Below are 24,956 nucleotides of genomic sequence, written 5' to 3' on the forward strand. Positions count from 1 at the left end.
CAACGCGCTCAGCGGCGCCGGGCGTTGGGCGCCGGCACCAGACGTACCGCCGTGTTCAGGAGATGGTCGATCACATCGCGGGACGGCTTGTCCGTGAGGTTGGTCAGCAGCCGGGCCAGCGTGTTGAGCAGGAAAGGCGAGCCCATCACATAGCGGTTGAGCACCGGCTGGAAGCCCGACCGGCTGAAGACGAGATCGGCCGCCGTGTTGCCGAGCCGGTAGTAGCGGCCCCAGCGGCGGTTCATCTCCACCGGGTAGTGGTGCAGGGCCCGCTCGCGCCTCGGACCCGCCGGCAGCGCGAGGCCCAGCGCGGCCGACTCGGCGGCGACCTCACCGGCCTCCAGCGCCTGGCCGATGCCCTCCCCGTTCCACGGGGAGATCATGCCGCCCGAGTCGCCGACCAGCAGCAGGCCGCAGGTGTACAGCGGATGGCGGTTGAAGCCCAGCGGCAGTGCGGCGCTGCGGACGGGCCCCTCGGCGTTCTCCTCCCGCAGCCCCCACTCCTCGGGCGTCCGGGCCAGCCACCGGTCCAGCGTGGCGCGCAGATCCGCGTTGCCGTGGCGGCGGTGCGGGACCGCGCCGAGCCCCACGTTGACGCGCCCGTCGCCCATCGGGAAGATCCAGCCGTACCCCGGCAGATAGCGGTCGCTGCGGGGGAAGCGGAGGTCGGCCCAGAGTTCGAGGAACTCCTCCTGGGACCTCTCGGGGCTGCGGTAGTAGCGGCGGGCCGCCGTCGCGATCTGCCGCCTGGTGTCCCGCTGCAGCCCCATCGCGAGCGCGATCCGGGCCGAGGCCCCGTCGGCGGCGATCACGACCGGCGCCCGGTGCACCACCGGCTCCTCCCCACCGGCCACCGCCCGCACCCCGGTGATCCGCCCCGCCCGGTCGGTCACCGGGTCCGTCACCTTCACGCCCGTGCGCAGCCGGGCCCCGGCGGCGACGGCGTGCCGGGCCAGGATGTCGTCGAAGTCGTGCCGGCTGCGGGTCAGACCGAAATCCGGGTAGCCGCCGAGCGAGGGCCAGTCGATCTGCACCTGCCGCTCACCCGCCACCCAGCGCATTCCGCGCGAGCGCACCCAGCCCGGGGCCTTGATGTCCACGCCCATCCGGATCAGCTGGTGCACCGCGCCCGGGGTGAGGCCGTCCCCGCACACCTTCTCGCGCGGGAAGACGGACTTCTCCAGCAGCAGCACGTCGACCCCGGCCCGGGCGAGATGGAAGGCGGCGGACGAACCGGCGGGCCCCGCCCCGACCACGATCACCTCGGCCTCCTCGGCCGCGCCGCCGGCGGCCTCCTCGTCCGACGGTGACTGCTCTGCACGCGTCTCCCGCATGGGGATTCCTTCCTGGAGCGGCCGGCGCCGCCGGGAAGGCGGGCCTGTACACCGACATCCTGCCGGTTCGCCCGGCCGCGCGGCAGGGTGATCAACAGGCTCACGGAAAGGGACGCGCACGGGGATGCACGGCCGCTCAGGACCGGGAGAACACACAGGACCCGCCCATCGGCCCCGGGAAGGGGCGAGGGCGGGTCGCGGACGCGGTCAGTAGGGCAGGGGACGCCCGGACGGCGTGCGCAGATCGAGCGGCGGCGGCCGGGACGGAAGCTGAGGACGCCTGATGACCCTGATGCGGCCCATTGCCACCACCTCCTGTCGGTCACCGGTTCTATGCCCTGCGGCACGCCGTTCACACGTCGGCGCGGCGATCAGCGCGCGGCGGCCCTACCCGGGCGGCCTGCGGCCCGAGTCGGTCAGCAGCGCCTCCAGGCGGTCGAAGCGCTCATGGAGCTGCGCGGTCTCCTGCCGCACCTCGCGCGCGGCGTGTTCCGCCCCGGCGGCGAGCCGGTGACGGCGCTTCTGCTCGTGGCCCACGAACCAGGTGGCCAGGGCCGCGGTGACCATCCCGTACGTCGTGATGCCCACGCACATCGAGAACACGGCGACGATCCGCCCCCACAGGGTCACCGGGAAGAAGTCGCCGTAGCCCACGGTCGTCGCGGTCTCCGCCGACCACCACAGCGCCCGGGGATAGGAGGTGATGGTGGCGTGCGGGGCGTTCCGCTCGGCGACGAGCACCGCCCACGAGCCCAGGAACACGGTCAGGCCGAGCAGCACCGTCGCCCACCCGACGGCCTTCAGATGGAGGGAACGGCTCTCCCGGCCGAGCAGCAGCCCGACGGCCTTGGACAGGAATACAGGCACCATTTTGGGATCATGCGGTGCGGGCGCCGCCGGCCGTCGGCGGGCGCGCCTCCGCACGGCGGGTGTCACCCGATCGAACCGCAGACGGCCGCCGCGCCCGCCCGCTCCGCGCCGTCACACCGATCGGGCCTCGCGAATTCATGTTAAACCTGAATATGTGGGTGGTACTGGTCGATTCCGGGCGTGGGTTCACCGCTCCGCCCGGCGGCCGCATCGACACGATGGCGGACGCCCGGGCGGTGACGAGCCTGCGCCCCCCGGCTCGCGTGCGACGCGCTCGGAACCGGTCCGCAGACTGCGGGCCTTCTTCAGCACCCGTACCGTGGCCGGCCAGGTCTTCTTCCTCATGCTGGGCATCGTGGCCCTGCTCATCACGGCGGCCGTCGCCGCCCTGGTGGTCCAGGGCCGGCGCGACAGCATGAGCGCGGCCCGGTCGAGATCCCTGAGCGTCGCGGAGACCTTCGCCCACGCCCCCGGCATCGCGGCGGCCCTGGACAGCAAGGACCCCACGCTCCTGCTCCAGCCGCGCGCCGAGGAGATCCGGCAGAGCACCGGCGTGGAGTATGTCGTCGTCGCAGGGACCAATGGCATCCGCTACACCCATCCCGACATCGCGCTGATCGGCAAGCACGTCCTCGGCCCGTACAAGGAGATCATCGACGGCGAGTCCATCACCCGGACCGTGAACGCCAGCCGGGGGCTCGCCGTCAACTCGGTGGTGCCCGTCCGCCGGCCCGACGGCACGGTCGCCGGCCTCGTGTCCGTCGGCATCAAGGTCGAGGCGGTCAACAGGCTGGCCTATCCCAGCCTTCCCTTCGCCCTCGGCGCGGCCGTGGTGGCCCTCGCCCTCTCCACGGGCGGCGCGGCCCTGGTGAGCCGACGGCTGGCCCGCCAGACACGCGGCCTCGGCCCGGCCGAGATGACCCGGATGTACGAACACCACGACGCGGTGCTGCACTCCGTGCGCGAGGGCGTCCTCATCATCGGCGCCGACCACCGGCTGCTGCTGGCCAACGACGAGGCCCGCCGGCTCCTGGAACTGCCCCCGGACGCCGAGGGCCGCCCGGTGACGGAGCTGGGCCTGGCGCCCCGCACGGCGGCGCTGCTGGCCTCGGGAGAGGTCGCCACGGACGAGGTGCGGCCCGCGGGCAACCGGCTGCTGGCCGTCAATCTCCGCCCCACCCAGGAGCGCGGCGGCCCGCCCGGCATCGTCGCGACCCTGCGCGACACCACGGAGCTGCGGGCCGTCACCGGACGGGCGGAGACCGTACGCGAGCGGCTGACGCTGCTCTACCGGGCCGGCACCCGGATCGGCACCACCCTCGACGTCACCACGACGGCCCAGGAACTCGCGGAGGTCGCGGTGCCGGGCTTCGCCGACTGCGTGACGGTCGACCTCGCCGACTCCGTCCTGCGCGGGGAGGAACCGGAGACCCCCTCCGGCGACGTCATGAACCTGCGCCGCACCGCTGTCCGCGGCGGCGGCCCGGACCACCCGTTCCACCCCCTCGGCCGGGTCATCGGCTTCGTCCCCACCAGCCCCGACGACCTCGGCAGCAGCACCGGCCACACCTGGATGGTGCCCGATCTGACGGCATCCACCGAATGGCGCGGGCCCGACCCCGTGCAGTCCGCACGGATCCTGGAGCACGGCTACCACTCGCTGCTCTCCGTCCCCCTGCACGCGCGCGGCGTCATCTTCGGCGCGGCCAACTTCTGGCGCGGCCGCAACGAGGCGGCCTTCGACCCAGACGACCTGTCCTTCGCCGAGGAACTCGTCGCCCGCGCGGCGGTCAGCGTCGACAACGCCCGGCGCTACACCCGCGAGCACGAGATGGCCGTCACCCTCCAGCGCAGCCTGCTCCCGCGCGGCCTGCCCGACCAGAACGCCCTGGACGTGGCCTATCGCTATCTGCCGGCCCAGGCCGGGGTGGGCGGCGACTGGTTCGACGTCATCCCGCTCTCCGGCGCACGGGTCGCGCTCGTCGTCGGCGACGTGGTCGGCCACGGACTGCACGCCGCGGCCACCATGGGCCGGCTGCGCACCACGGTGCACAACTTCTCCACGCTGGACCTGCCGCCCGACGAACTCCTCGGCCACCTCGACGAACTCGTCGTCCGGATGGACCAGGACGAGGGCGACGACGGCAGCGGCGGGATCACCGGGGCCACCTGTCTGTACGCGATCTACGACGCCGTCACGGGACGCTGCACCATGGCCCGGGCGGGCCACCCCGGACCCGCGCTCGTCCTGCCCGACAGCACCGTGGAGTTCCCCGACATCCCCGCCGGGCTGCCCCTCGGGATCGGCGGCATGCCCTTCGAGGCGATCGAGCTGGAGGTGCCCGAGGGCAGCCGTCTGGTGCTGTACACGGACGGTCTGGTGGAGCGCCGCGACCGGGACATCGACGACGGTCTGGAGCTCCTGTGCCGCTCGCTGTCCGGCCGCGACCGCACCCCGGAGGAGACCTGCGACGACGTGCTGGAGACCATGCTGCCCACCCGCCCGGGCGACGACGTCGCCCTGCTGGTCGCCCGCACCCGGACCCTGGACCCGGCCCGCCGCGTCGAATGGGAGGTGCCGCCCGACGCCTCGGCCGTCGCCGGGGTCCGCAAGCAGGCCATCCGCTGGCTGGCCGACCGCGGCCTGGACGAGGAGGGTTTCGTCACCGAACTGATCCTGAGCGAGCTCGTCACCAACGCGATCCGCTACGGCTCCGAGCCGATCAGGGTCCGCCTGCTGTACGACCGCGCGCTGATCTGCGAGGTGTCGGACTGCAGCAGCACCTCGCCGCATCTGCGCTACGCCGCCACCACGGACGAGGGAGGCCGGGGCCTGTTCCTCGTCGCCCAGTTCGCGGAGCGCTGGGGCACCCGCTACACCGACCGCGGCAAGGTGATCTGGTCCGAGCAGTCGCTCGGCAAACCGCCGCCCGGGTAGCCGGCACGACGACGCGGGGCCCGGCGGTCGCCGGGCCCCGCGCCGTCCTGTCAGCTCATGCGGATGTCACGGTGTCACGGGAAGGACACCACGTTCGACGGGACGGTGGACGTCCCCGAGGTGGGCGATCCGGTGTTGTTGATGACGTGTTCGTACTGGCCCTGGCCGCCGAGGGAGACGACGAGCAGGTCGTGGAACTTCACGCCGGGCTTCACCGGTGCCTCGAAGCCGTGGTCCTGACGGATCGTCGGGTCGACGTTGAAGTAGCAGTAGCTGCCCAGCCCCCAGCCCTCGTGGGTGGTGACGGAGTCGTCGACCTTGTAGGCCGCGAACCCCTTGATGTCGCCGTTCTGGACGGCGGCCTGGTTGGGCGCGTCGTACGCCTTCTCGTTCTGGAAGAAGATCGTCTTGCCGTTCTCCCCGGACCAGCGGACGTCGTACTTGTTGAAGTGTTCGACGAACAGCCCGGTCGCCAGCACGTTGTCGCCGTTGACCTGGAGGCCGTAGTCGGACCGGTTGGTCTCCCAGCCGATCCCCTCGCCGTGGTCCGCGCGCCACAGCCAGGTGTGGTCGATGATGGTGTCGTTGCTGTTGATCACCATGCCGGTGGTGGCCTTGCCGGCCCCGGCGCCGCCGACCCGGACGAACACGTCCTGGACGGTGGTCGGGTTGGCCGCGTGGCCGGCCGAGGCGTTGTCGGGGCCGATCTGGACCAGGACGGGGGAGTTCTGCGGACCGGCGTCGACGAGCAGACCGGCGAGCTTCACCCCGTCGACGTCACCGACCTTGAGGGCGGTGACCCCGTTGTCCGGGATGATCGTCGCGAGCCCCAGGCCGAGGACGACCGTGTTGGCGCGGTCGATGTTGATGGTCTGGTTCACGTGGTAGATGCCGGGCGTGAACAGCAGGTGCAGGCCCTGCTGGACGGCCTGGTTGATGGTGGCGGCGGTGGCGCCGGGCTTGACCACGTAGAACTGGCTCAGCGGGATGGACTCGCCCTGCGGGGTGCCGTTCCAGGAGACACCGCGTGCGTTGGTGCGCTTGGCGGGGACGAAGACCTTGTAGTCGTTGCCGTCCAGGTAGAGGAACGGCTTCTCCCGGGAGACCGGGGTGTTGTTGAGCGTGGTGTAGGGCGGCTCGGGGAAGCTCTGGGCGGGTGCGCCCTCGACGCCGGAGAACGTCATGTTCCAGACGCCGTTGCCCCAGCTGCCGATGGAGCTGTCGCGGGTGTACCACTGCTGCTGCGAGTACGGCCCGACCTGGCCGTCGATCTTGCTGTCGGCGATGTACCCGCCGCTGGCCCAGCCGTAGCCGTCGGGGGCGAGGTTGAGCCCGCCCTTGACGTGCATCCGGCGGAACGGGGCGGCCTGCGAGACGGCCCAGCGGTCGGTGCCGCTCACCGGGTTGAGCGCCAGGTTCTCCGCCGAGCGCCAGAAGTTCTGCGTGGCGTTCCCGTTGAACCAGCCGGCGTCGACGGTCACATCACCGTTGAAGGTCGTGTCGTCGGGCTTGAGTCCGAGCCCGGCGATGGATGTGTAGAAACCGATCTGGGCGTTGATGTTGTTGTACGTGCCCGGCTTGAACATCAGCGCGTAGCGGCCGGTGCCGAACTGCGCCGACTCCTGCTGGTGGAAGATCTCGTCGACCTTGCCCTGGATGTTGGGCGTCGAGGGGTCGAAGACCAGCACGTTGGGGCCGAGGTCGCCGCCGCCCGGCAGCTGCGGGCCGCCCGGGTCGGTGCCGGTGGTGCCGAAGACCTGGAACTCCCAGAGCGAGTAGCCGTATCCGGTGGCCCGCGCGGTGCCGGTCAGCCGGACGTAGCGGGCGGTGCCGGAGACGTTCAGCGTCTCATTGCCGCCGGGGCCCGTGGTGGTCGAGTAGGCGGTGGTCCAGGAGTTGTTGTCCGTGGAGAACTCGATCCGGTAGCCCGTGGCGTAGGCGGCCTCCCACTTCAGCGCGATCTGGCTGACCGAGGCGGAGGTGCCGAGGTCGACCTTGATCCACTGGGGGTCGGAGAACGCGCTCGACCAGCGGGTGCCGTTGTCGCCGTCCACGGCGGCGCCGGCCGGGGTGCCGGCGCCCTCCTGGCTGGACGCGGTCACGGTCTTGCCCTGGGAGAGCAGCGAGGGAGCGGCGCTCGCGGGGGCCTGGGGGACGAAGGCCAGGAGCGAGAGGACGAGACCGGCGACGGCGGCCAGCACGCCGGTGCGTCTTCTCCCGGTCGAGGGGGCGGGTCTGTGGAGCACAGAGGGTGCGTACATGGGGGTTTTCTCCTGAGTCGCGGTACGGGTGCACGACACGAAGCCGGAGAGCGCTCTCTCCGGCCGATGGGGATACTTCTCTCTTGGATCCGACGCGTCAATAGGTGTGCAACACCCGCTTGTTCGGGTGTCGTTGAGAACAACAGTTGACGACGGATACCGCACGCTTGCCCGCATTGATTCCGCCTTGAGGGCTTCGGCGCAAGGAATCTGACGGGCCGTCGATTCAGGTGCTGATGCGGTGCGTACGGGGAGTGAGTGCGGCGGAACATGTCGTTGCCACCGCAACCGGGCCGATGCCCGCCGCAGGTGTGAAGGGCTCGTGGAATCACGTACCGGAAACGGCCGCGCCTGTTATCGGACATCTTGCGGCCACCCGGGGGACAGCGGGCGCGGGCGCTCGCTATTCTCCGGGCATGAGCCGTGAGCGTGACACGCGCAGCGCCCTTGACCAGGGGCGACGGGGTTCCGGGTGACCGAGGTGAGGGGCCCCGTGCCGGTGGACGCCGGGGCGGCGGAGGCATGGCGTGCGTTCGGCGCCCGGCTGCGTCACTGGCGCAGGCGGGCCGGGCTCACCCAGGCCCAGGTGGGCGCCCGGGTCGGCTACGACCACACTGCCATCAGCAAACTCGAACACGGCAGCCGGAGGGCTTCGCTCCCGTTGGCCCGCCGGCTCGACGACCTGCTGACGGCCGACGGGGACCTGCTGGCCGCCTGCGAGGCGGCCGAGGCGGCAGAGCGGGCGGGGGGCGCGCAGGCGGGCTCCACCGTCCGCCCGGGCCCGCTGCCCGGCGAACCACTGGGTGGTGACCTCCCGGCGACGCTGCCGCCGGGGAGCGTGCTGCCCGCGCGGCTGCCCGCGTACGGGCTCATCTGCCCGGTGCACGGCGGGGACGGCTGCGCGGTGCCCGCACTCACCGATGTCATCGCCCTGCATGCGGCCTTCTGCGCGCGCGGCCCGGACGACGCGTCCCGCCCGGCCCTGGACAACGAGACGGTGCACGCCCTGACCGCCCTGCTCGCGGTCTGTCTGCGCGCCGACGAGGAGTGCGCCTGGCCGGGAGCGACCGCCGTCGTCGAGCGCACCCTGCACGCCATGCTTCGCTGGATGGCGCTCCCCGCCGCGCCGTATCAGCATCAACTCGCCCCGCTGGCCGCCGAGTACGCGCAGTCGGCCGGCTGCCTGCGGCTGCTGTGGGGCCGCAACGGGACCGCGATGGCCTGGCTCGACCGGTCCCTGCTCTGGGCGGCCATGGCGGGACGGGTCGGGACCCAGGTCGCGGCGCTCGGCGACATGAGCACCCTCGCCCGGCTGGAGGGTGACGGCTCCTCGGCGCTCGCCTACGGGGGCGCCATCCGGCAGGCGGCCGAGGGGCGGCCCTGGGCGGGCGCCATGAGCGATCTGTACCAGGCGCGCGGCCACGCGGTCCGTGGCGACGCAGCCCTGACCCTGCGTCATATTGACCGCGCCCGCTCGCAGATGGACCGGGCCGACGAACGCGACGAGACGGAGGCGCCCTGGCTCTCCGTCGCCTCGGTGCGCCTGCGGGTGGAGTCCGGCGCGGCCGGCGCCCTGCGGGACCTGGCGGCAGCGACGGGGGAGCGGCGGTTCGCGCTCCGCGCCGTGGACGCGGCCGGCACCGCGCTCGCTCTGCTGCCGCCAGGGATGCACTCGGCGCGGATGCTGTTCCTGGTGCGGATGGCAGACGCCCACGCCTGCGCCGGTGATCCCTCGGCGGCACGGGCCGCGGCCGGGCCGGTGCTGGCATCGGCCGAGGTCGGCCCGGCGACGCTGCTCGGCCAGGAACTGCGCGGGCTGCACGGCAGGCTGGTCCGCCTGACCGGCGGCGGGCCGGAGACCGAGGACTTCGTCCGCGCCCTGGCGGCGGTGATCCGCTGACACGCCGGGGGCGGGGCGTGTGGATCACGCCCCGCCCCCGCATCCCCCGTCCGGCCGGTCAGCTCGCGTTCAGGGTCACGTCGTCCACGACGAAGCTGGTCTGCAGGTAGGCGTCCTCCTTACTGGTGAAGCCCAGCGTCACCGTCTGACCCGCGGCGGAGCCGACGTCGAAGGACTGCTCGACATAGCCGTTGGTCGCGTCGAGATTCGAGTACGTGGCCAGCGTCCGGGTCCCGAGCTTGACCGTGAAGGTGTCGTACGCGGTCGAGCCGGGCGACTCGGCGGTGTCGGTGCGCAGATAGAACGCCAGCCGGTACGTCGAGCAGCCGGCCGGGACGGTCAGCGACTGCGTGGCGGTGTCGGTGTGAGTGCTGCCCCAGCCGCCGAACCAGGCCTGGTAGGCGCCGCTGTGCGCGGGCTTCTCGGAGGTCCGGTTGTTGATGACCCCGGCGCTCTGGGTCCAGGGCGCCGTGCCGTTCTCGAAGCCGCCGTTGGCGACGACCTGGCTCGGCCGGCAGCTGCCGCCGCCCCCGACGACCAGCGAGTAGGTGGTGGCATGGGTGGCGGTGCCGGTCCCGGTCACCGTGAGCGTGTACGTACCCGCGGCGGTCTGCGCCCCGGCGGACACGGTCATGGTGGAGGAGGCCCCCGACTGCACGGTGGAGGGTGCGAAGGAGACGGTGACACCGCTCGGGGCGCCGGAGGCCGTCAGCCGCACGCTCTGCGCGGAACCGCCGGTGGTGGCCGTGGACACGGTCGCGGTGACGGACGCGCCCGGCTGGACGCTGCCGGAGACCGGGTTCACCGAGACGGAGAAGTCGTCGGCGGGCGCGGTGGTGCCGACCGCGGTCTTCCACAGCGTGTAGGCGACCCCGTCGGCACTGCGGTCGAGCGCGGTGGCGTTGATGTTGGCCGTCGTGTCGCACGACTGGTGGTAGCAGGGGTCGTACGAACGGCCCGCCGTGCCGCCCCACTTGGCGGCCTGCGCCGAGGTCTTGGTGTCACTGGCGCCGGTGGCGTAGCCGGAGGTGGCGATGCCGCCCTGCTGGAAGGAGTAGTCGTCGGAGCGCCCCTGGCCCTCGACGTTCTCCTCCGGCGCGAGGCCGAGCGAGGCCCAGTACTCCTTCATCGGGGCCGAGGCGGCGGAGTTGAGGTTGTTGATGAAGTAGCCGCCGTTGACCGAGGCGACCATGTCGAAGTTGTAGTACGCGGTGATGGCGCTGCGCTGGGCCGAGGTGAGCTGCCCGACGTAGTACTTGGAGCCCTGCAGCCCCTGCTCCTCGCCGTTCCACCAGGCGAAGCGGACGTGCTTGGTCATCGCCGGGTTCTGCTGGGCCAGGGCGAGGGCGTTCTCCAGCAGGGTCGCCGAGCCGGAGCCGTTGTCGTTGATCCCGGGACCGGCGGAGACGCTGTCCAGATGGGCTCCGAACATCACGGTGCGGTCGGCCGGTCCGCCCGGCCAGTCCGCGATCAGGTTGTTGCCGGGGTAGCTGCAACTGGTGCAGGTCTGCTCGCTGACGGTGTAGCCGGCCGCCTGGAGCTTGCCCTTCACATAGGCGAGCGAGGCGGTGTAGCCGCCGCTGCCGGCCCGCCGGTTGCCGCCGTTCTGCGAGGCGATGGTGTTGAGCTGCGTGAGATGCGCCTGCACGTTGGCGACGCTGATGTCCGGCGCGGTGCCGCCGGGGGTGCCGCCGTCCGTGACGGTCAGGGTGTACTGGGCGGTGTGCTCCTGGGTGCCCGCGCCCTTCACGGTGAAGGTGTAGGTCCCGGCCGCCGCGGCCGACGTCGTCGACACGCTCATCGCCGAGGTGGCGCCGGACTGCACGGAGGCCGGGCTGAAGGAGACGCTCACGCCGCTCGGCAGGCCGCTCGCGGACAGGTTCACCGTCTGCGCGCTGCCGGAGGAGACGGTCGTGCGCACGGTCGCGGTGACCGAGTTGCCGGCCTTCACCGAGCCGGAGGCCGGGTCCAGGGAGAGCGAGAAGTCGTTGTTTCCGCTCGGCGAGCAGGTCGGGTCACCCGTCTGGGCCGGGACGCTGATCGCGTCCCAGGCGGCCTTTGTGCGGTTGAAGAGCACACAGGTGGCGTCGAGGTTCTTGGCCGAGGTGAGGGTGGCCGTGCGGTAGCGCTTGTAGGTCATGCCGCTGGTCTTGAGCAGCATCCCACCGTAGAAGACCTTGCCGGCGCTCTGGATGCCCACGCCGGTGACCGTGGAACTGTTGCAGGTGGGGCTGGACGGCTTGCCGCCGCCGGGGTTCGAGCCCTCGGCCAGCAGATAGAACCAGTGGTTGAGCGGACCGGCCGCCGCGTGCTCCTCGGTGCTCGGTATGGAGGAGCTGTAGCAGTTGGGGTCGCCGATCTGCCCCGGGTTGTACATGATCCGGATCGGTCCGTTGCCCACGAGGTTGATCTTCTCGCCGACGGTGTAGTCCGGGTCGTCGTACGGGGCAGGCTCATTGGTGTACGCCTCGGTGAGCGCCCCCATGATGTCGCCGGTGGCCTCGCCGAGACCGGACTCGTTGTTGGCGCCGCCGGGGGTGTACTGGTCGATGCCGTGGCCGAACTCGTGGCCCACGACGTCCATGGCCCCGATCCACTGATTGGCCTGGTTGTGGCCGATGGAGATGGAGGAGCCGTTCCAGTAGGCGTTGACGTCGTTGAGGCCGACCTTGACGGGCCAGCTGCGGCCGTTGCCGTCGTGTCCGTTGCGGCCCAGCCAGTCGCGCAGCATGTCCCACTCGTGCTGGGCCGCCCACATCACGTCGACGCAGCCGGTCTCCTTGCTGGAGGCGCTGCCGGTGCCCCAGGAGTCGCTGGACTTGGTGAAGACGCTCCCGGTGCTGTAGTCCGCGCAGCTGAGCCCGGGCCTGTCCGGGTCGCGCAGCGAGTAACTGCCGCCCGAGGAAGTCGTGTTGATGGACAGCGGGGAGGGCCCGTTCCACTGGCTGCTGCCGGTGCCGGCCTTGACGTCGTCGTAGCTGTCGAGCACCGCGCCCGTGCCCGCGTCGACGAAGACGTGCAGCCGGCTGGGGGCCTTCGCGGTGCGGCCCGTGAGCACGGTCTCCCACGCGAGCCGGGACCGCTTGCCGGTGGCCCGGACGACAAGCCGGTGGCTGTCGACCCGCTCCACGGACCGGAGCCGCGTGCGGGAGGTGGCCTCGGCCGCCTTCGCCGAGACGGTCGCGGTGGTGGGCACGTTGATGCGCCGGGAGACGGCCGACTGGGAGGCCCGTACGCGTCCCTTGGAGTCGGCCACCACGACGGCGTCCCCGCCGACGACCGGCAGGCCGCGGTAGGTGCGTTCGTACGCGACGGAGTAGAGCCCGTTGACCCACGGGGTCACGGCCTGTCGCTCGTACCGCTCCTCGGGCCCCTTGGCCAGGCCGTCGAGACCGCTGGACGCGGCCCGGTCGGCGGCCGAGACGGCGGCGGTGAGCGCGGTCGGCGCCGGGGCCGGCGGGGTCGGTTCCGCGGAGGCGGACCGGCCGCTCGTGGCGACCAGCATTCCGGCGAGGACGGCCAGGGTTGTCCCGGCCGTCATCGGTCTGCGTTTCATCGAGGCTCCTCGTTGTGTGGGGACCTCGGTCACGGGCAACTGCGTGGGGAGACGCACCCACCCGTGCGCAGGCAACGGCCGTCCGTCCGGGTGGTGTCCGTGATCGGGCGACCGAACACTCACACGCCGTCATGACCTCGTCAACGAACTACGGCTGGCTGAGGGGGAGTTGGCAAGTCTGGTCAAGTCGCCCGGTCGGCCGCGCGCGGCAGGCCGCCTCGTGGCGGCATGGCTGAACCATGACCGGCGAAGGCGGTGCGGGGGAGCGGGGATGGACAGGCGGCGCGGCGGAGGTTACCCTGCACTCTCACCAAAAGAAGATCAACGCACGGATCTGTCAGGACGAGCATATCACTCAAGAACCAATCGCACAAGCCCATCTGGCGCCCTCTCACCGGGCCGCGAACCAGCCGTCCCCGCTCAGGAAGGCCTCGGCCATGACCTCATCCACCCCCGACGCGGCGGCCGCCGGCACCTGGCGGCTCGGCGATCTGACCGTCAACCGGATCGGCTTCGGCGCCATGCGGCTCACGCAGAACGGCCCGGCCTTCAGCGACGCACGCACCCCGCACGACCGCGACCGCGCCCTTACGGTGCTGCGCCGCGCCGTCGAACTCGGCGTCAACCACATCGACACCGCCGCGTTCTACTTCTCCCCGCTGCGCTCGGCCAACGAGCTGATCAACAGCGCCCTGGCCCCCTACGCCGACGACCTCGTCCTCACCACCAAGGTCGGTCCCGGCCGCGGACCCTCCGGCGACTGGCTGCCCTGGTCCCGCCCCGGCCAACTGCGCGGCCAGGTCCAGGAGAACATCCGCCAGCTCGGCCGCGACCACCTCGACGTGGTGAACCTGCGGATGAACGGACCCGCCCCTATCAGCGACCACTTCGGCGCACTGGCCGAACTGCGCGAGGAGGGCCTGATCCGCCACCTCGGCCTCTCCAACGCCCGGCCCGACCAGCTCGACGAGGCCCTGGCCATCGCGCCCGTCGTCTGTGTGCAGAACCGGTACGGCATAGGCTCGATCAGCCACAGCTCCGAAGAGATCCTGCGCACCTGCGGTGAACTGGGCATCGCCTTCGTCCCGTTCTACGCGATAGCCGGCCCCGCCCGAGAGGCCGGGGCCCGTGCCACCACGGAGCACGGGGCGGTCCTCGACGTGGCCCGCGCCCACGACGCGTCCCCCGCCCAGGTCCGGCTGGCCTGGACCCTGCAACAGGGCCCGCACGTCCTGGCCATCCCGGGCACCGGCGACCCCGCCCACCTGGAGGCCAACGTGGCGGCGGGCACCCTGCACCTCACCGACGACGAGCTCCGCCGCCTGACGGACCTGGGGCCGGACGCGGGCTGAGCGGACGGCCGGGTCCGCGATGCCCCGAGCGGGGCGGACCCGGCCGACCGGCACCGCCCCCACGTACCATTCCCCTCATGGAGCAGCGCGAACTGGGCAGGACCGGGCGGGACGTATCGGTCATCGGGCAGGGCACTTGGCAACTCGGCGGGGACTGGGGCGAGGTCCGTGAGGCGGATGCGCTCGGGGTGCTCGACGCGGCCGTGGAGTCGGGGGTCACCTTCTTCGACACGGCCGATGTGTACGGCGACGGCCGCAGCGAGCAGCTCATCGGGCGTTATCTGAAGGAGCGCCCCGACGCCGGGGTCTTCGTCGCGACGAAGATGGGGCGGCGCGTCGAGCAGCTGCCGGAGCACTACGTCCTGGACAACTTCCGTGCCTGGAACGACCGTTCCCGCGCCAATCTCGGCGTCGACACCCTCGACCTCGTACAGCTGCACTGCCCGCCCACCGCCGTCTACGCGTCGGACGCGGTGTACGACGCGCTGGACACCCTGGTCGCCGAGAAGCGGATCGCCGCCTACGCGGTGAGTGTGGAGACCTGCGCCGAGGCGCTGACGGCCATCGCCCGGCCGGGTGTCGCGAGTGTGCAGATCATCCTCAACCCGTTCCGGCTCAAGCCGCTGGACGAGGTGCTGCCGGCCGCGCGGGCCGCCGGGGTCGGCATCGTCGCGCGGGTGCCGCTCGCCTCGGGGCTGCTGTCCGGGAAGTACACCGCGGACACCGTCTTCGGGCCCGAGGACCACCGTACGTACAACCGGCACGGCGAGGCGTTCGACCAGGGCGAGACCTTCTCCGGGATCGACTACGGGACCGGAGTGTCCGCCGCGGCCGAGTTCGCCGCGCTCGCTCCCGAGGGGGCGACGCCGGCGCAGACCGCGCTGCGCTGGATCATCCAGCAGCCGGGCGTCACCAGCGTCATCCCCGGCGCGCGCTCCGTGGAACAGGCCCGCGCCAACGCGGCCGCCGCCGGGCTCGACCCGCTGCCGCAGAGCACGCTCGACGCGGTGCGGGACCTCTACGACCGCAGGATCCGGGCCTCGGTCCACGACCGCTGGTGATCGGCGTCTAGGGCGTGTCGTCGAACTGGTGTCGTCGCCCGGCAGACGCCAGTTCGACGACACGCCCTAGGGGGACTGCGGTCCGCTGGTCGCGGTGGGGCCGTCCGGAGTGGTGGCCGAGCTGGAGTCCGGGGAGAACAGGCTCATCCCCAGGTAGACGGCGGCGAGGAAGGCGATCGTGCCCGCGATGGCGCTGGCCACTCTCGGTCTGCGTCTGATCGCCTCGCGGGTGCTGCGCCGGCGCCGGGCGTTCTTCGGCCGGGCCGCCGCGCGGCGGCCGTGGCCGGCCGCCTGGGGCAGCCGGTAGGTCGTCGGGGTGTTCGGCTCCGCTCCGGCCCTGGGACCGGGCGCGGCCGGCGCGGCGTGTGTGGCGCGCGAGGCGGGGACCGCCGGTGCGGGAGCGGGCCGGTGCAGCGGCAGGGGCTCGGCCTGGCCCCGCCAGGCCTCGCCGTGGAACCAGTCGGCCACCTGCTGGGCGGTGGGCCGCTCCTCGGGCTGTTTCGCCAGCAGGCCCAGCAGATACGAGTCGAAGGCGGCGGACACGTCGACGCCCCGCTGCCGCAGCGGGGTCGGCGGGGTGTCCACGTGCTGGTAAAGCGTGGCGGTGGCGGTGTCCGAGCGGAACGGCGGCTGGCCGAGCAGTAGTTGGTAGATCACGCAGCCGAGGGAGTACATGTCCGACGCCGCGCCGGCCGTGCGGCCCAGGGCCCGCTCCGGTGCGAGGTAGAGGCTCGTGCCGACGATGTGGCCCGTGGTGGTGAGCGCGGCGGAGGGGTCGTCCACGAACTGGGCGATGCCGAAGTCGCCGATCTTCACGGACCCTTCGGCGTCCAGCATCAGGTTTCCGGGCTTGATGTCCCGGTGGACGATGCCCTGCCGATGAGCCGCTGCCAGTCCGGCGGCGGCCTGGCCGGCGATCCGGGCGACCTGCTCCGGACCCAGCCGCTCCTGCGCGAGGAGGAGATCGGCCAGGCTGCGGCCCTCGACCAGCTCCATCACGAGGAAGAGCCGGTCCTCCCAGGACCCGAAGTCGAACACGGCCACCAGATGGGGGTGGCTCAGCCGGGCGGCGGTCTGCGCCTCCAGCCGGAACCGGGCGGTGGCCGACTCGTCGGCATGCTCTCCCAGCAGCAGCTTCACGGCGACGGCGCGGCCGAGAACCTCGTCCGTGGCCCGCCAGACCTCACCCATCCCGCCACGGCCGATGGCGGATATCAGTCGGTACCGACCAGCTACCAGCACCTGTGCACACCTATCTCGAATAGCTCGGGCCGAGGACCGCTTCGACAGCCGCGGCGGCGGCCTCATCGGGGACGAGGGCGGGGTGGGGGCACGCGGCAAGATCAGGATATCCGGCGCACGGGCTCCCGACGACCGTCGGCCACCGACTCATGGCGGCAGGGGCGTTGACGGGCCGCCACCTGCCGGTGGCGGGGCCGGTCAGCGGCCTCCCGCCGCCGCCCGTCCGACCGATTCGACCAGTGGCAGCAGCCGGTGCGGCACCCGCTCGCGCAGCGCCACCTCGGTGCGGGTCCTGACCACGCCCGGCAGCTGGATCAGCCGCTGGATCACGTCCTCCAGATGCCCGTTGTCCCGCGCCACCACCCGGGTCAGCAGATCGCCGCCGCCCGTGGTCGAGAACGCCTCGACGATCTCGGGCACGGCGGCGAGCGCCTCGCCCACGTCGTCGAGATGCCCCTGGGTGACCTCGAGGTGTACGAAGGCGAGCACCGGGTGGCCGAGGGCGGCGGGGGAGAGGAACGGGCCGGTGCCCGTGATCACCCCGTCCCGCTCCAGCCGGTCGAGCCGGGCCTGGAGGGTGCCCCGGGCGATGGACAGGATGCGTGCGTACTCCCGCACGCTGGTCTGCGGCTGTTCGATGAGCAGCCGCAGGATCCGGGTGTCGAGCGCGTCCACCGCCATGCTTCGCCGGCCTCTTTCGGTACGTCGGTCGGGCCGGCGACTGTACCAACGGCCCGCGTCCGGGCCGCCGCCCCGGGCGGGGGCGGCGCGAGGCGGCGGCGGGACGTCAGAACTGCACGTCGGAGCAGGCGTAGAAGGCGTTGCCGGTGTCGGAGATCGTCCAGACGCCCAGGATCAGGTGCTTGCCGGACTTCTGCGGCAGCACGCCCGAGTGGCTGACGGTCGAACCCGGCAGCCGGCCGCCGAACGGCACAGTGAGGAAGGGCTGCGGTTCCAGGTCGGCCCGGGTGAGCGGCCGTGTCGGGTCGTAGCCGTCCTTGGTGATGTAGTAACGGAAGTCGGTCGTGGCGTGCCGGGCCTCGATCCGCCAGTTGAACGTGTAGTTCTGTCCGGCGGTGACCTGGGTGGCGGGCCAGGCGCCGCCGCGCGGGTCGTCCAGCTCGGAGAAGCGGCCGATGCCGCCCGAGCAGATGTGGCCGTCGGCCGGACCTCGGGTGGGGAAGCCCTTGGGACCCTCGACGCTCGGCGGCTCCCACTGGATCTGCCCGCAGTGCTTCACGGTGCCCAGGCCGCAGAGCTGCTGACGGCTGACGGGGGAGTCGGTGTACCCGTGGCTCTGGGCGCTGCCGGAGGTGGCGAACAAGGCCGCACCGGCCAGCCCGAGCCCGGCCAGTAAGGAGGTGATCTTTCTGCGCATACGTCGCTCCTGGAGATGTGGGGTGATGTCCGGAGAGTGCTGCGGTCTAGACCAAGGGTGAGCGTAGTGCTGTCAATTTGACATGTCTAGACCAACGACGGCGATCGTCGGGACTCCGGCACGTGCGGGCGCACGGAGTGCACCGGGTGGTCCGTTGGCCGTCCGGTGGTACCTCGAGGATGTCTCCGTATGGGCCAATGGCACAGCATTCCGAGGTCAATTTGAGCCATCGGGCCTTCAGGTGCTCTCATAGAGCTGTCGATGGCGCTGCGGAACCCCGCGGCGCCTTTTTCATGCCGGAACGCGGAACACAAAACCGGCGGACCCGATCGGGGGAGCGGCAGTGCTGAGGAGAGCGTTCGTGGCCCGGGACCCGGGAAGGCTGCGGCTGCGTGCCGCCACCCGTGCCGTGCTCGGCATCGGACTCGCGGTGACCGTCTGCGGACTCGCCGGCCACTCGCTCGTCGCGGCCATCACCGGGGGCCTGGCCGCACTGCTCGCCCTGTTCACCGTGACCGACCCCACCGTGCGCGGACAGGCGGTCACCACCGCCCTGCTCCCCGTCGCGGGCTTCCCCGTCCTCGCGCTCGCCGCACTGCTCCACGATCAGCCGGTCGCGCGCGACGCGGCCTTCCTCGCGGTCATGGGCATCGGCGTCTACGCCCGGCGCTGGGGCCCCCGGGGCCACTCCCTCGGCGTCTTCGCGTTCATGGCCTTCTTCACCACGCAGTTCCTCCACACGCTGCCGGGGCAGCTGCCCGAGCTCTACTGCGCGGTCGCCCTCTCACTGCTCTCCTCCTCGGCCGTCCGCTTCGGGCTCTGGTGCTACGAACGCCGGCTTGCCGCCCCCGCCGTGCCCGCCCCGGTCAGCGGCACGGGCCTGGCCAGGGTCACCACCCGCCAGGCGATCCAGGCCACCGCCGGGGGAGCCGTCGCGCTGATGGCCGGACAGCTCCTGTCCGACCAGCGCTGGTACTGGGCCGTCGGGGCCACCTGGTGGGTGTTCGTGAACACCGCCTCGCGCGGCGAGACGCTGGTGCGCAGCTTCCGCCGGGTGCTGGGCACCCTCATCGGCATCCCGGTCGGCCTGGCCGTCGTCGTCCCCCTGCACGGGGCGCCGGTGCCCACCGCGCTGCTGGTGGCCGCCGGGGTCTTCGGGATCTTCTACACGGCGGCGGTCTCCTACACCTGGATGATGCTCTCCGTGACCGTGATGGCCGGGGCGCTCTACGGCTCCCTCGGCGTGCTCGACCCCGCCCTGCTGGCCCTGCGCCTCGCCGAGACGGCCGTCGGCGCGCTCGGCGCGATGCTCGCCGTACTGGTCGTGCTGCCCGTGACCACGCACGCCACGACCGATGCCTGGATCCAGCGCGCCCTGCGCTGTGTGCACGCGTGCACCGAGGAGGCCGCCGCGCGGCTCTCCGGCTCGGCCACCGCCGACCCGGCGCCGAGGATCGCCGAGCTGGAGGCGCTCCTCGGCCGTGTCCGGCTCTCGCTGGCCCCGCTGGTGCACCCGCTGAGCCCGCTGCGCGCTCGGCGGGCCCGGGCGGGCCATGTGATCGCCCTGCTCGACGTCTGCGCCCGGGAAGTGCGCGGACTGGCCTCCGTCGCGGCCGACCCGGAGGCCTCCCACGACGCCCGGCTCGCCGCCGCCTGCTGGCGCGTCGAAAGCGCCGTCGAGGCGCTGACCGCCCCCGAGCGGCCGGCCCGTACCGCCGTCGCCGCCGAGCTCCCCGCCCACCACGCCGTGACCGAACCCGCCCTCGTCCACCTGCACAGCTTGGAGCGGGCGCTCACCGAACTGGCCGCACCCCTGCACAGCCCGCCGGGCGCACCGCTCGTCACGGCCTGACCCACGCCACAGGTCCGGTCCGCACCGGACACTGCTACGGTCGCCGCGAAAGATCATGACGGCCCTCGCCGTCGGGATCAGTCGGCGGAGAGGAGCAGTGCGGTGGACAGCAGCAGCGGTGCGGGACGGGCATTCATCGGGTCGTTCACCTCGGCGGGCGGGCTGGGTGTCACCGCCGCCGCCGTGGACCCGGAGACCGGGGCGCTCACCGTGCTCGGCGCGACGGACGCCGTACCCGACCCCTCCTACCTGGCACTCGGCCGGGGCAGGGGCCCCGGCGGCGGCGTCCTCTACGCGGTCAGCGAGACCGAACCGGGAGCGGCCGCGGCCCTCGACATCACCGGCGACGTCCCGGGCCTCCTCGGCGAGATCCGGCCCGTCGACGGCAACGGCCCCACCCACCTCGCCCTTGCCGCAGGGCATGTGGTCACCGCCAACTACGGCTCCGGCAGCGTCACCGTCCTGCCCATCGCCGAGGACGGCTCACTCGCCCCGGCGGCCGGCGTGTTCGTGCACGAGGGCAGTGGCCCGGTCACGGACCGGCAGGAGGGCCCGCACGCCCACGAGGCGCTCCCCGACCCCTCCGGGAACTGGGTGCTCGGCGTGGACCTCGGCACCGACTCGGTGTGGATCTACGCGCTGGACCCCGCCACCGGGGCGCTGCGTCTGCACCAGGAGACGGCGCTGCGGCCCGGCACGGGCCCGCGCCACCTCGCGTTCCACCCCTCGGGCGGCCACGCCTATGTGATGAACGAGCTGGAGTCCACGGTCACCGTGTGCCGCTGGGACGCCGCCGCCGGGGCCCTGGAGCCGCTCGGGGAGACGCCCGTGCTGCCCGCCGAGGCGACCGCGGACACGGCCCCGGCCAGCTATCCGTCCGAGATCGTCGTCGCGCACGACGGCCGGTTCCTCTGGGCGGCCAACCGGGGCCACGACAGCATCTCCGTGCTGACACTCGACGCGACGGGCGAGAAGGCCTCCCTGGTCACGACCGTGAGCTGCGGCGGGCACTGGCCGCGCGACCTCGCGCTCGACCCCACCGGGCGCCGGCTGTACGCGGCCAACGAGCGCAGCGGCGACGTCACCTGGTTCACCGTGGACCCGCAGACGGGCATCCCGACCCGGGGCGGCTCCGTGGAGGCCCCGGCGGCCTCCTGCGTGATCTTCGCCTGAGCGCCTGTGCGGGAGGCCCCGGTGCCGGACCGAGTCCGGCACCGGGGCCTCCCGCGAGCAAAAGGGGTCAGTGGGCCTGCGCGCCCTGCGCCACCGGGGGAGCGATCCCGAGCGCCGTGGTGTACATCGACAGCACCAGCTTGCCGATCGCCGGGTACGCGCCCAGCGGCTCGGCGCTCGCGCAGCCGGCCTCCTTCGCCGCGGCGTCCAGCAGGCCGTCGGCCAGCTCGGGACCCACCAGGTACGGCGCCACGGCCAGCTGGAGCGAGCCCGAGCCCTTGAGCTGCTCGGCGATCGCCGCGACCGAGCCCTCGACGTCGAGCGCGGCGGCCATCACCGGCACCGCGAGCCGCGCGGCCAGCAGCATGCCGGTGATCCCGGCGGCCTGCACGGCCTCCTCGCCGCCCACCGTGGCCAGCACGATCCCGTCGGCGGCCGTCGCCACCGTGAACAGCCGGGCGCGGTCGGCGCGGGCGAGACCGGCCTCGGAGAGGCGCACGTGCAGCGCCTCGGCCAGCAGCGGGTGCGGGCCGAGCACATCGGTCAGCTCGGCCGGGGCCTGGCTGTCGGTGATCGACTGGCGTATCCGCTGGACCAGGGTGCTGTCCGGCCCCGCGAGCAGCGGCACCACGACGGCGGCCGGGCCCTCGGGCTCGGCGACCTCACGGCCCACGGCCAGCGCCTGCTCGTAGCGCGCGGTGCGCTCGGCGGCGGCATGGGCGACCACCGAAGTCAAAGTGGGGTACTCGGCATCGTCACCGTCGAGGTAACCGATCAGGGCGTTCAGACCGGGCAGCTCGGAGCGGGCAATGCTGATCACCTCTTCGGCCAGACTGCGGCTGGCCGAAGAGGGGGTACCGGGAACGGCGAGAACGAGCGCGGCAGCGCCCTCAGGTGCGACCACGGGCTCCGGGCGGCGGTGCCGTCCGGACTGGCGAGGTCGCGGCATTCGTACAGGCAGGCCGGAAGCGGGCCCAGTGGGGGTGCTCATGGCGCCGCATGCTACTGGTTTTGGGTACCCCGCTGCGCGGGGAGGGCCCGGTCGAGCGTTGTCTGTCCGTATTTATCCGATCAGTGGCTTACCGGTCGACTGCCCTGCTCTGTCGCCCCTGGTCACGCCCCTGTTCCGGTGCGGACAGCGGCGCTTGTGCCGGAACGTGGAGCAGTGTCGGGTGATGCGGCAGGCGCAGACCGTCCGTCGCCAGTGCCTGCGCGATGCGCAGCGAACCGATCAGGGGATCACCCGAACCGGGGACCGCGCGTGCCTGCGGCAGCTGCCGCGCCAGTTCCTCGCGCAGCGGTACGAGCAGCGGGTCGCCCATCCGGAACAGGCCGCCGGTCAAGGCCACTTCGTACGGTTCGTCGCCCGCTCCCGCCTCGGGGCAGACGGCGGCGGCCGCCTCGGCGATGTGTCCGGCGGCGTCCCGCAGGATGCCCTCGGCGACGGGGTCGTCCGCCGCGCACGCGGCGACCTCGGGGGCGAACGAGGCCAGCAGGGCGGGCCGGTCGGCGCGCGGGTAGAGCAGCCCTGGCAGTTCGGCCGCCGGGCAGAGCACCGCCTCCAGCCGGGCCAGCAACGCGGCCGAACCGCCGCGCCGTCCGTCGTGGGCCCGCATCGCCGCGTCCAGTCCGGCCCGCCCGATCCAGGCGCCGCCCCCGCTGTCGCCCAGCAGATGCCCCCAGCCGTCGGCCCGCCGCCATCGCGTCAGGTCCGTGCCCAGCGCGATCAGTCCGGTGCCGGCCGCCACCACCGCGCCGGGGCGCTGACCGACCGCTCCGGCGTACGCGGTGACCGCGTCGGCCGCGAGCGCCAGCCGGCGCACGCCCAGCGCGTCGGCCAGGGCCGCCGGCAGTTCGGCGCGCAGCTGCTCGCCCAGCGTGGCCATGCCCGCCGCGCCGACCGCTGCCGTGGCGACCCGGCCGCCGGCGGAGTGGCGGGCGAGCAGGCTCCGGGCGGCGGGCAGCAGTTGTTCCAGGAGATGGGCGGCGTCGATGCCGCGCGGCCCGGTCCGCACCGGTTCGGCGCACACCTCGGTGTCCAGCGGGGCGTCCGCGCCCACGGTGCCCAGGGCGACCCGCAGTCCGGAGCCGCCCGAGTCCACTCCGAGGACGTACTCCCCGGGCTCGTGCCCGTGTGACGTCATGGACCGGCCTCCGGAAAGCGACGAGAGATGCGGATGGGGAAGGACGGCAGCACCCTATCCCGAGCCCCGGCGTTGCGCCGGTAGGGTGATCCCTTGTGACAGCACGACCGTTGAACGAAGTTGTCGAGCCCGGCTGGGCCGACGCCCTGGCACCCGTGGCCGGACGTATCGCCGCGATGGGTGATTTCCTGCGGGCGGAGGTCGCGGCGGGCCGCACCTACCTCCCGTCCGGGGCGAACGTCCTGCGCGCGTTCCAGCAGCCCTTCGACGAGGTACGCGTCCTGATCGTCGGTCAGGACCCCTACCCCACACCGGGGATGGCGATCGGACTGAGCTTCGCGGTCGCTCCCGACGTCCGCAGGCTGCCGGGCAGCCTGGAGAACATCTACCGCGAGATGCACACGGACCTGGGGCTGCCGCGTCCGTCGAACGGCGATCTCACCCCGTGGACGCGTCAGGGCGTGCTGCTGCTGAACAGGGCCCTGACCACCGCGCCCCGCAAGCCCGGTGCCCATCGCGGCAAGGGCTGGGAAGAGGTCACCGAACAGGCCATCCGCGCCCTGGTCGCCCGGGGCAAGCCGATGGTGTCGGTGCTGTGGGGACGGGACGCGCGCAACCTGCGCCCGCTGCTCGGCGATCTGCCGGCCATCGAGTCCGCCCACCCCTCGCCGATGTCCGCCGACCGGGGCTTCTTCGGTTCGCGGCCCTTCAGCCGCACCAATGAGCTCCTGGCCGGTCTCGGCGCACAGCCGGTGGACTGGCAGCTGCCCTGAGCCCGGGGCGGGAGCGAAGCGGCCCCCCCTCGTCACGGGCCGACGGCCGCCGCCCGTACGCACAGGACGTCCGGAAGATGCGAGGCGAGCTGCCGCCAGCTGTCCCCGTCGTCCGCGCTCGCGTACAGCTCGCCGTTGCGGTTGCCGAAGTAGACCCCGGCCGGATCGGCGTCGTCCGTGCAGAGCGCGTCGCGCAGCACCGTGCCGTAGTGCGCGTCCTCGGGCAGCCCCGCCGACAGGGGTTCCCAGTGCTCGCCCGCGTCGGTCGTCCGGTAGACCCGGCAGCGGTGTCCGGCGGGGACCCGGTCCGCGTCCGCGTTGATCGGGAAGATGTACGCCGTGTCCGCGCGGTGCGGGTGCGCGGCCACGGCGAAGCCGAAGTCGGAGGGCAGCCCGGCGCCGATGTCCGTCCAGTGGTCCCCGGCGTCGTCGCTGCGGAAGACACCCCAGTGGTTCTGCAGGTAGAGGCGGTCGGGATCGACCGCGTCCCGGCTGACCTTGTGCACGCACTGCCCGAACTCCGGGTCCGGGTCGGGCAGGAAGACCGCCGACACCCCCTTGTTGGCCGGGGCCCAGGTCTCGCCGCCGTCCGCCGTGCGGAAGACCCCGGCGGTGGACACCGCGACCGTCACGGCCCGGGGGTCCCGCTCGTCCGTCAGGACCGTGTGCAGCCCCTCGCCCCCGCCGCCCGGCACCCATCTGGAGCGCGTCGGATGCTCCCAGAGGGGGCGGACCAGCTCGAACGACTCGCCCCGGTCCCGGGAGCGGAACAGGGCGGCCGGCTCGGTCCCCGCATAGACCACGTCGGGCGCCTCGGGGCCCGCCGGATGCAGCTGCCAGACCCGCTCCAGGGAGGTGCCGGTGAACTCGGGGAAGCGCACGGCCGGCCGCTTCGGCTCCACCCAGCTCGCGCCCAGGTCGTCGGAGTGGAAGACGGAGGGGCCCCAGTGCGCGCTGTCGCCGCCGACCAGCAGACGGGGTGCCTTCCCCCGGGTGTCGATGGCGACCGAGTAGATCGCCTGCGCGTTGAAGTGCGGACCGTCGAACTCCCAGGTGCCACCGCGTCCGCGGCCGATGAAGAGCCCCTTGCGGGTGCCGACGGTGAGCAGAACCTCGGTCATG

The 24,956-nt window shown here is 72.7% G+C and carries 17 protein-coding genes; 7 read left to right on the top strand and 10 right to left on the bottom strand.

The features are described 5' to 3' along the window. Positions 1-8: 8 nt before the first annotated feature. Both RLT58_RS31990 and RLT58_RS31995 read right to left on the bottom strand, forming a co-directional pair. Positions 9-1,334 carry a geranylgeranyl reductase family protein gene (locus RLT58_RS31990; RefSeq protein ID WP_311313836.1) on the bottom strand — a complete coding sequence of 442 codons (1,326 nt, stop codon included), beginning with the start codon at positions 1,332-1,334 and terminating at the stop codon, positions 9-11. Positions 1,335-1,721: 387 nt separating this feature from the next. Beyond that, positions 1,722-2,204, bottom strand: a complete 483-nt coding sequence (locus RLT58_RS31995; RefSeq protein WP_311313837.1) for a potassium channel family protein — start codon at positions 2,202-2,204, stop codon at positions 1,722-1,724. Between the two features lie 343 nt (positions 2,205-2,547). Between RLT58_RS31995 and RLT58_RS32000 the strand changes: the two genes are divergently transcribed. After that, a complete protein-coding gene (locus tag RLT58_RS32000; RefSeq protein ID WP_399131980.1) occupies positions 2,548-5,142 on the top strand; it encodes a SpoIIE family protein phosphatase in 2,595 nt (864 codons plus the stop codon). A gap of 74 nt (positions 5,143-5,216) precedes the next feature. Here RLT58_RS32000 and RLT58_RS32005 read toward each other — a convergent pair whose 3' ends face one another. Next, entirely contained in the window at positions 5,217-7,403 is a 2,187-nt protein-coding gene (locus RLT58_RS32005) for a pectate lyase-like domain-containing protein (RefSeq protein ID WP_311313839.1), read from the bottom strand. 472 nt (positions 7,404-7,875) lie between these two features. Between RLT58_RS32005 and RLT58_RS32010 the strand changes: the two genes are divergently transcribed. Continuing rightward, positions 7,876-9,303: a helix-turn-helix domain-containing protein gene (locus RLT58_RS32010; RefSeq protein WP_311313840.1), complete on the top strand. Its 1,428-nt coding sequence runs from the start codon at positions 7,876-7,878 to the stop codon at positions 9,301-9,303. 58 nt (positions 9,304-9,361) lie between these two features. Here the strand turns inward: RLT58_RS32010 and RLT58_RS32015 are convergent, their stop codons facing one another. Further along, positions 9,362-12,844, bottom strand: coding sequence for a M28 family peptidase (locus RLT58_RS32015; protein WP_311314716.1), 3,483 nt, complete (start codon positions 12,842-12,844; stop codon positions 9,362-9,364). A 452-nt stretch (positions 12,845-13,296) separates the two neighbouring features. Here RLT58_RS32015 and RLT58_RS32020 point away from each other — a divergent pair, with 452 nt between their 5' ends. Then, positions 13,297-14,211, top strand: a complete 915-nt coding sequence (locus RLT58_RS32020) for an aldo/keto reductase (RefSeq protein ID WP_311313841.1) — start codon at positions 13,297-13,299, stop codon at positions 14,209-14,211. 77 nt (positions 14,212-14,288) lie between these two features. Further along, complete coding sequence (locus RLT58_RS32025) at positions 14,289-15,272, top strand: aldo/keto reductase (protein WP_311313842.1); 984 nt, start codon at positions 14,289-14,291, stop codon at positions 15,270-15,272. Between the two features lie 66 nt (positions 15,273-15,338). Here RLT58_RS32025 and RLT58_RS32030 read toward each other — a convergent pair whose 3' ends face one another. The 3 genes from RLT58_RS32030 to RLT58_RS32040 form a co-directional block, all read right to left on the bottom strand. Beyond that, on the bottom strand, positions 15,339-16,463 hold the full coding sequence (locus RLT58_RS32030) for a serine/threonine-protein kinase (protein WP_399131703.1): 1,125 nt from the start codon (positions 16,461-16,463) through the stop codon (positions 15,339-15,341). A gap of 249 nt (positions 16,464-16,712) precedes the next feature. Beyond that, positions 16,713-17,195, bottom strand: a complete 483-nt coding sequence (locus RLT58_RS32035; protein WP_311313844.1) for an Lrp/AsnC family transcriptional regulator — start codon at positions 17,193-17,195, stop codon at positions 16,713-16,715. Between the two features lie 106 nt (positions 17,196-17,301). Continuing rightward, positions 17,302-17,892, bottom strand: coding sequence for a lytic polysaccharide monooxygenase auxiliary activity family 9 protein (locus tag RLT58_RS32040; protein WP_311313845.1), 591 nt, complete (start codon positions 17,890-17,892; stop codon positions 17,302-17,304). A 343-nt stretch (positions 17,893-18,235) separates the two neighbouring features. Between RLT58_RS32040 and RLT58_RS32045 the strand changes: the two genes are divergently transcribed. Then, positions 18,236-19,744: an FUSC family protein gene (locus RLT58_RS32045; RefSeq protein ID WP_311313846.1), complete on the top strand. Its 1,509-nt coding sequence runs from the start codon at positions 18,236-18,238 to the stop codon at positions 19,742-19,744. Between the two features lie 102 nt (positions 19,745-19,846). Continuing rightward, positions 19,847-20,917 carry a lactonase family protein gene (locus RLT58_RS32050; protein ID WP_311313847.1) on the top strand — a complete coding sequence of 357 codons (1,071 nt, stop codon included), beginning with the start codon at positions 19,847-19,849 and terminating at the stop codon, positions 20,915-20,917. A 67-nt stretch (positions 20,918-20,984) separates the two neighbouring features. Here RLT58_RS32050 and RLT58_RS32055 read toward each other — a convergent pair whose 3' ends face one another. After that, positions 20,985-21,908: a sirohydrochlorin chelatase gene (locus RLT58_RS32055; protein ID WP_311313848.1), complete on the bottom strand. Its 924-nt coding sequence runs from the start codon at positions 21,906-21,908 to the stop codon at positions 20,985-20,987. Positions 21,909-21,996: 88 nt separating this feature from the next. Next, on the bottom strand, positions 21,997-23,061 hold the full coding sequence (locus RLT58_RS32060; protein WP_311313849.1) for an N-acetylglucosamine kinase: 1,065 nt from the start codon (positions 23,059-23,061) through the stop codon (positions 21,997-21,999). A gap of 95 nt (positions 23,062-23,156) precedes the next feature. Between RLT58_RS32060 and RLT58_RS32065 the strand changes: the two genes are divergently transcribed. Further along, positions 23,157-23,834 (top strand): uracil-DNA glycosylase, encoded by a 678-nt coding sequence (locus RLT58_RS32065; RefSeq protein WP_311313850.1) that lies wholly within the window; start codon positions 23,157-23,159, stop codon positions 23,832-23,834. A 32-nt stretch (positions 23,835-23,866) separates the two neighbouring features. Here RLT58_RS32065 and RLT58_RS32070 read toward each other — a convergent pair whose 3' ends face one another. Then, complete coding sequence (locus RLT58_RS32070; protein ID WP_311313851.1) at positions 23,867-24,955, bottom strand: WD40/YVTN/BNR-like repeat-containing protein; 1,089 nt, start codon at positions 24,953-24,955, stop codon at positions 23,867-23,869. Position 24,956 lies beyond the last annotated feature (1 nt).

It is taken from the genome of Streptomyces sp. ITFR-16, assembly GCF_031844705.1.
Taxonomy (GTDB): Bacteria; Actinomycetota; Actinomycetes; order Streptomycetales; family Streptomycetaceae; genus Streptomyces.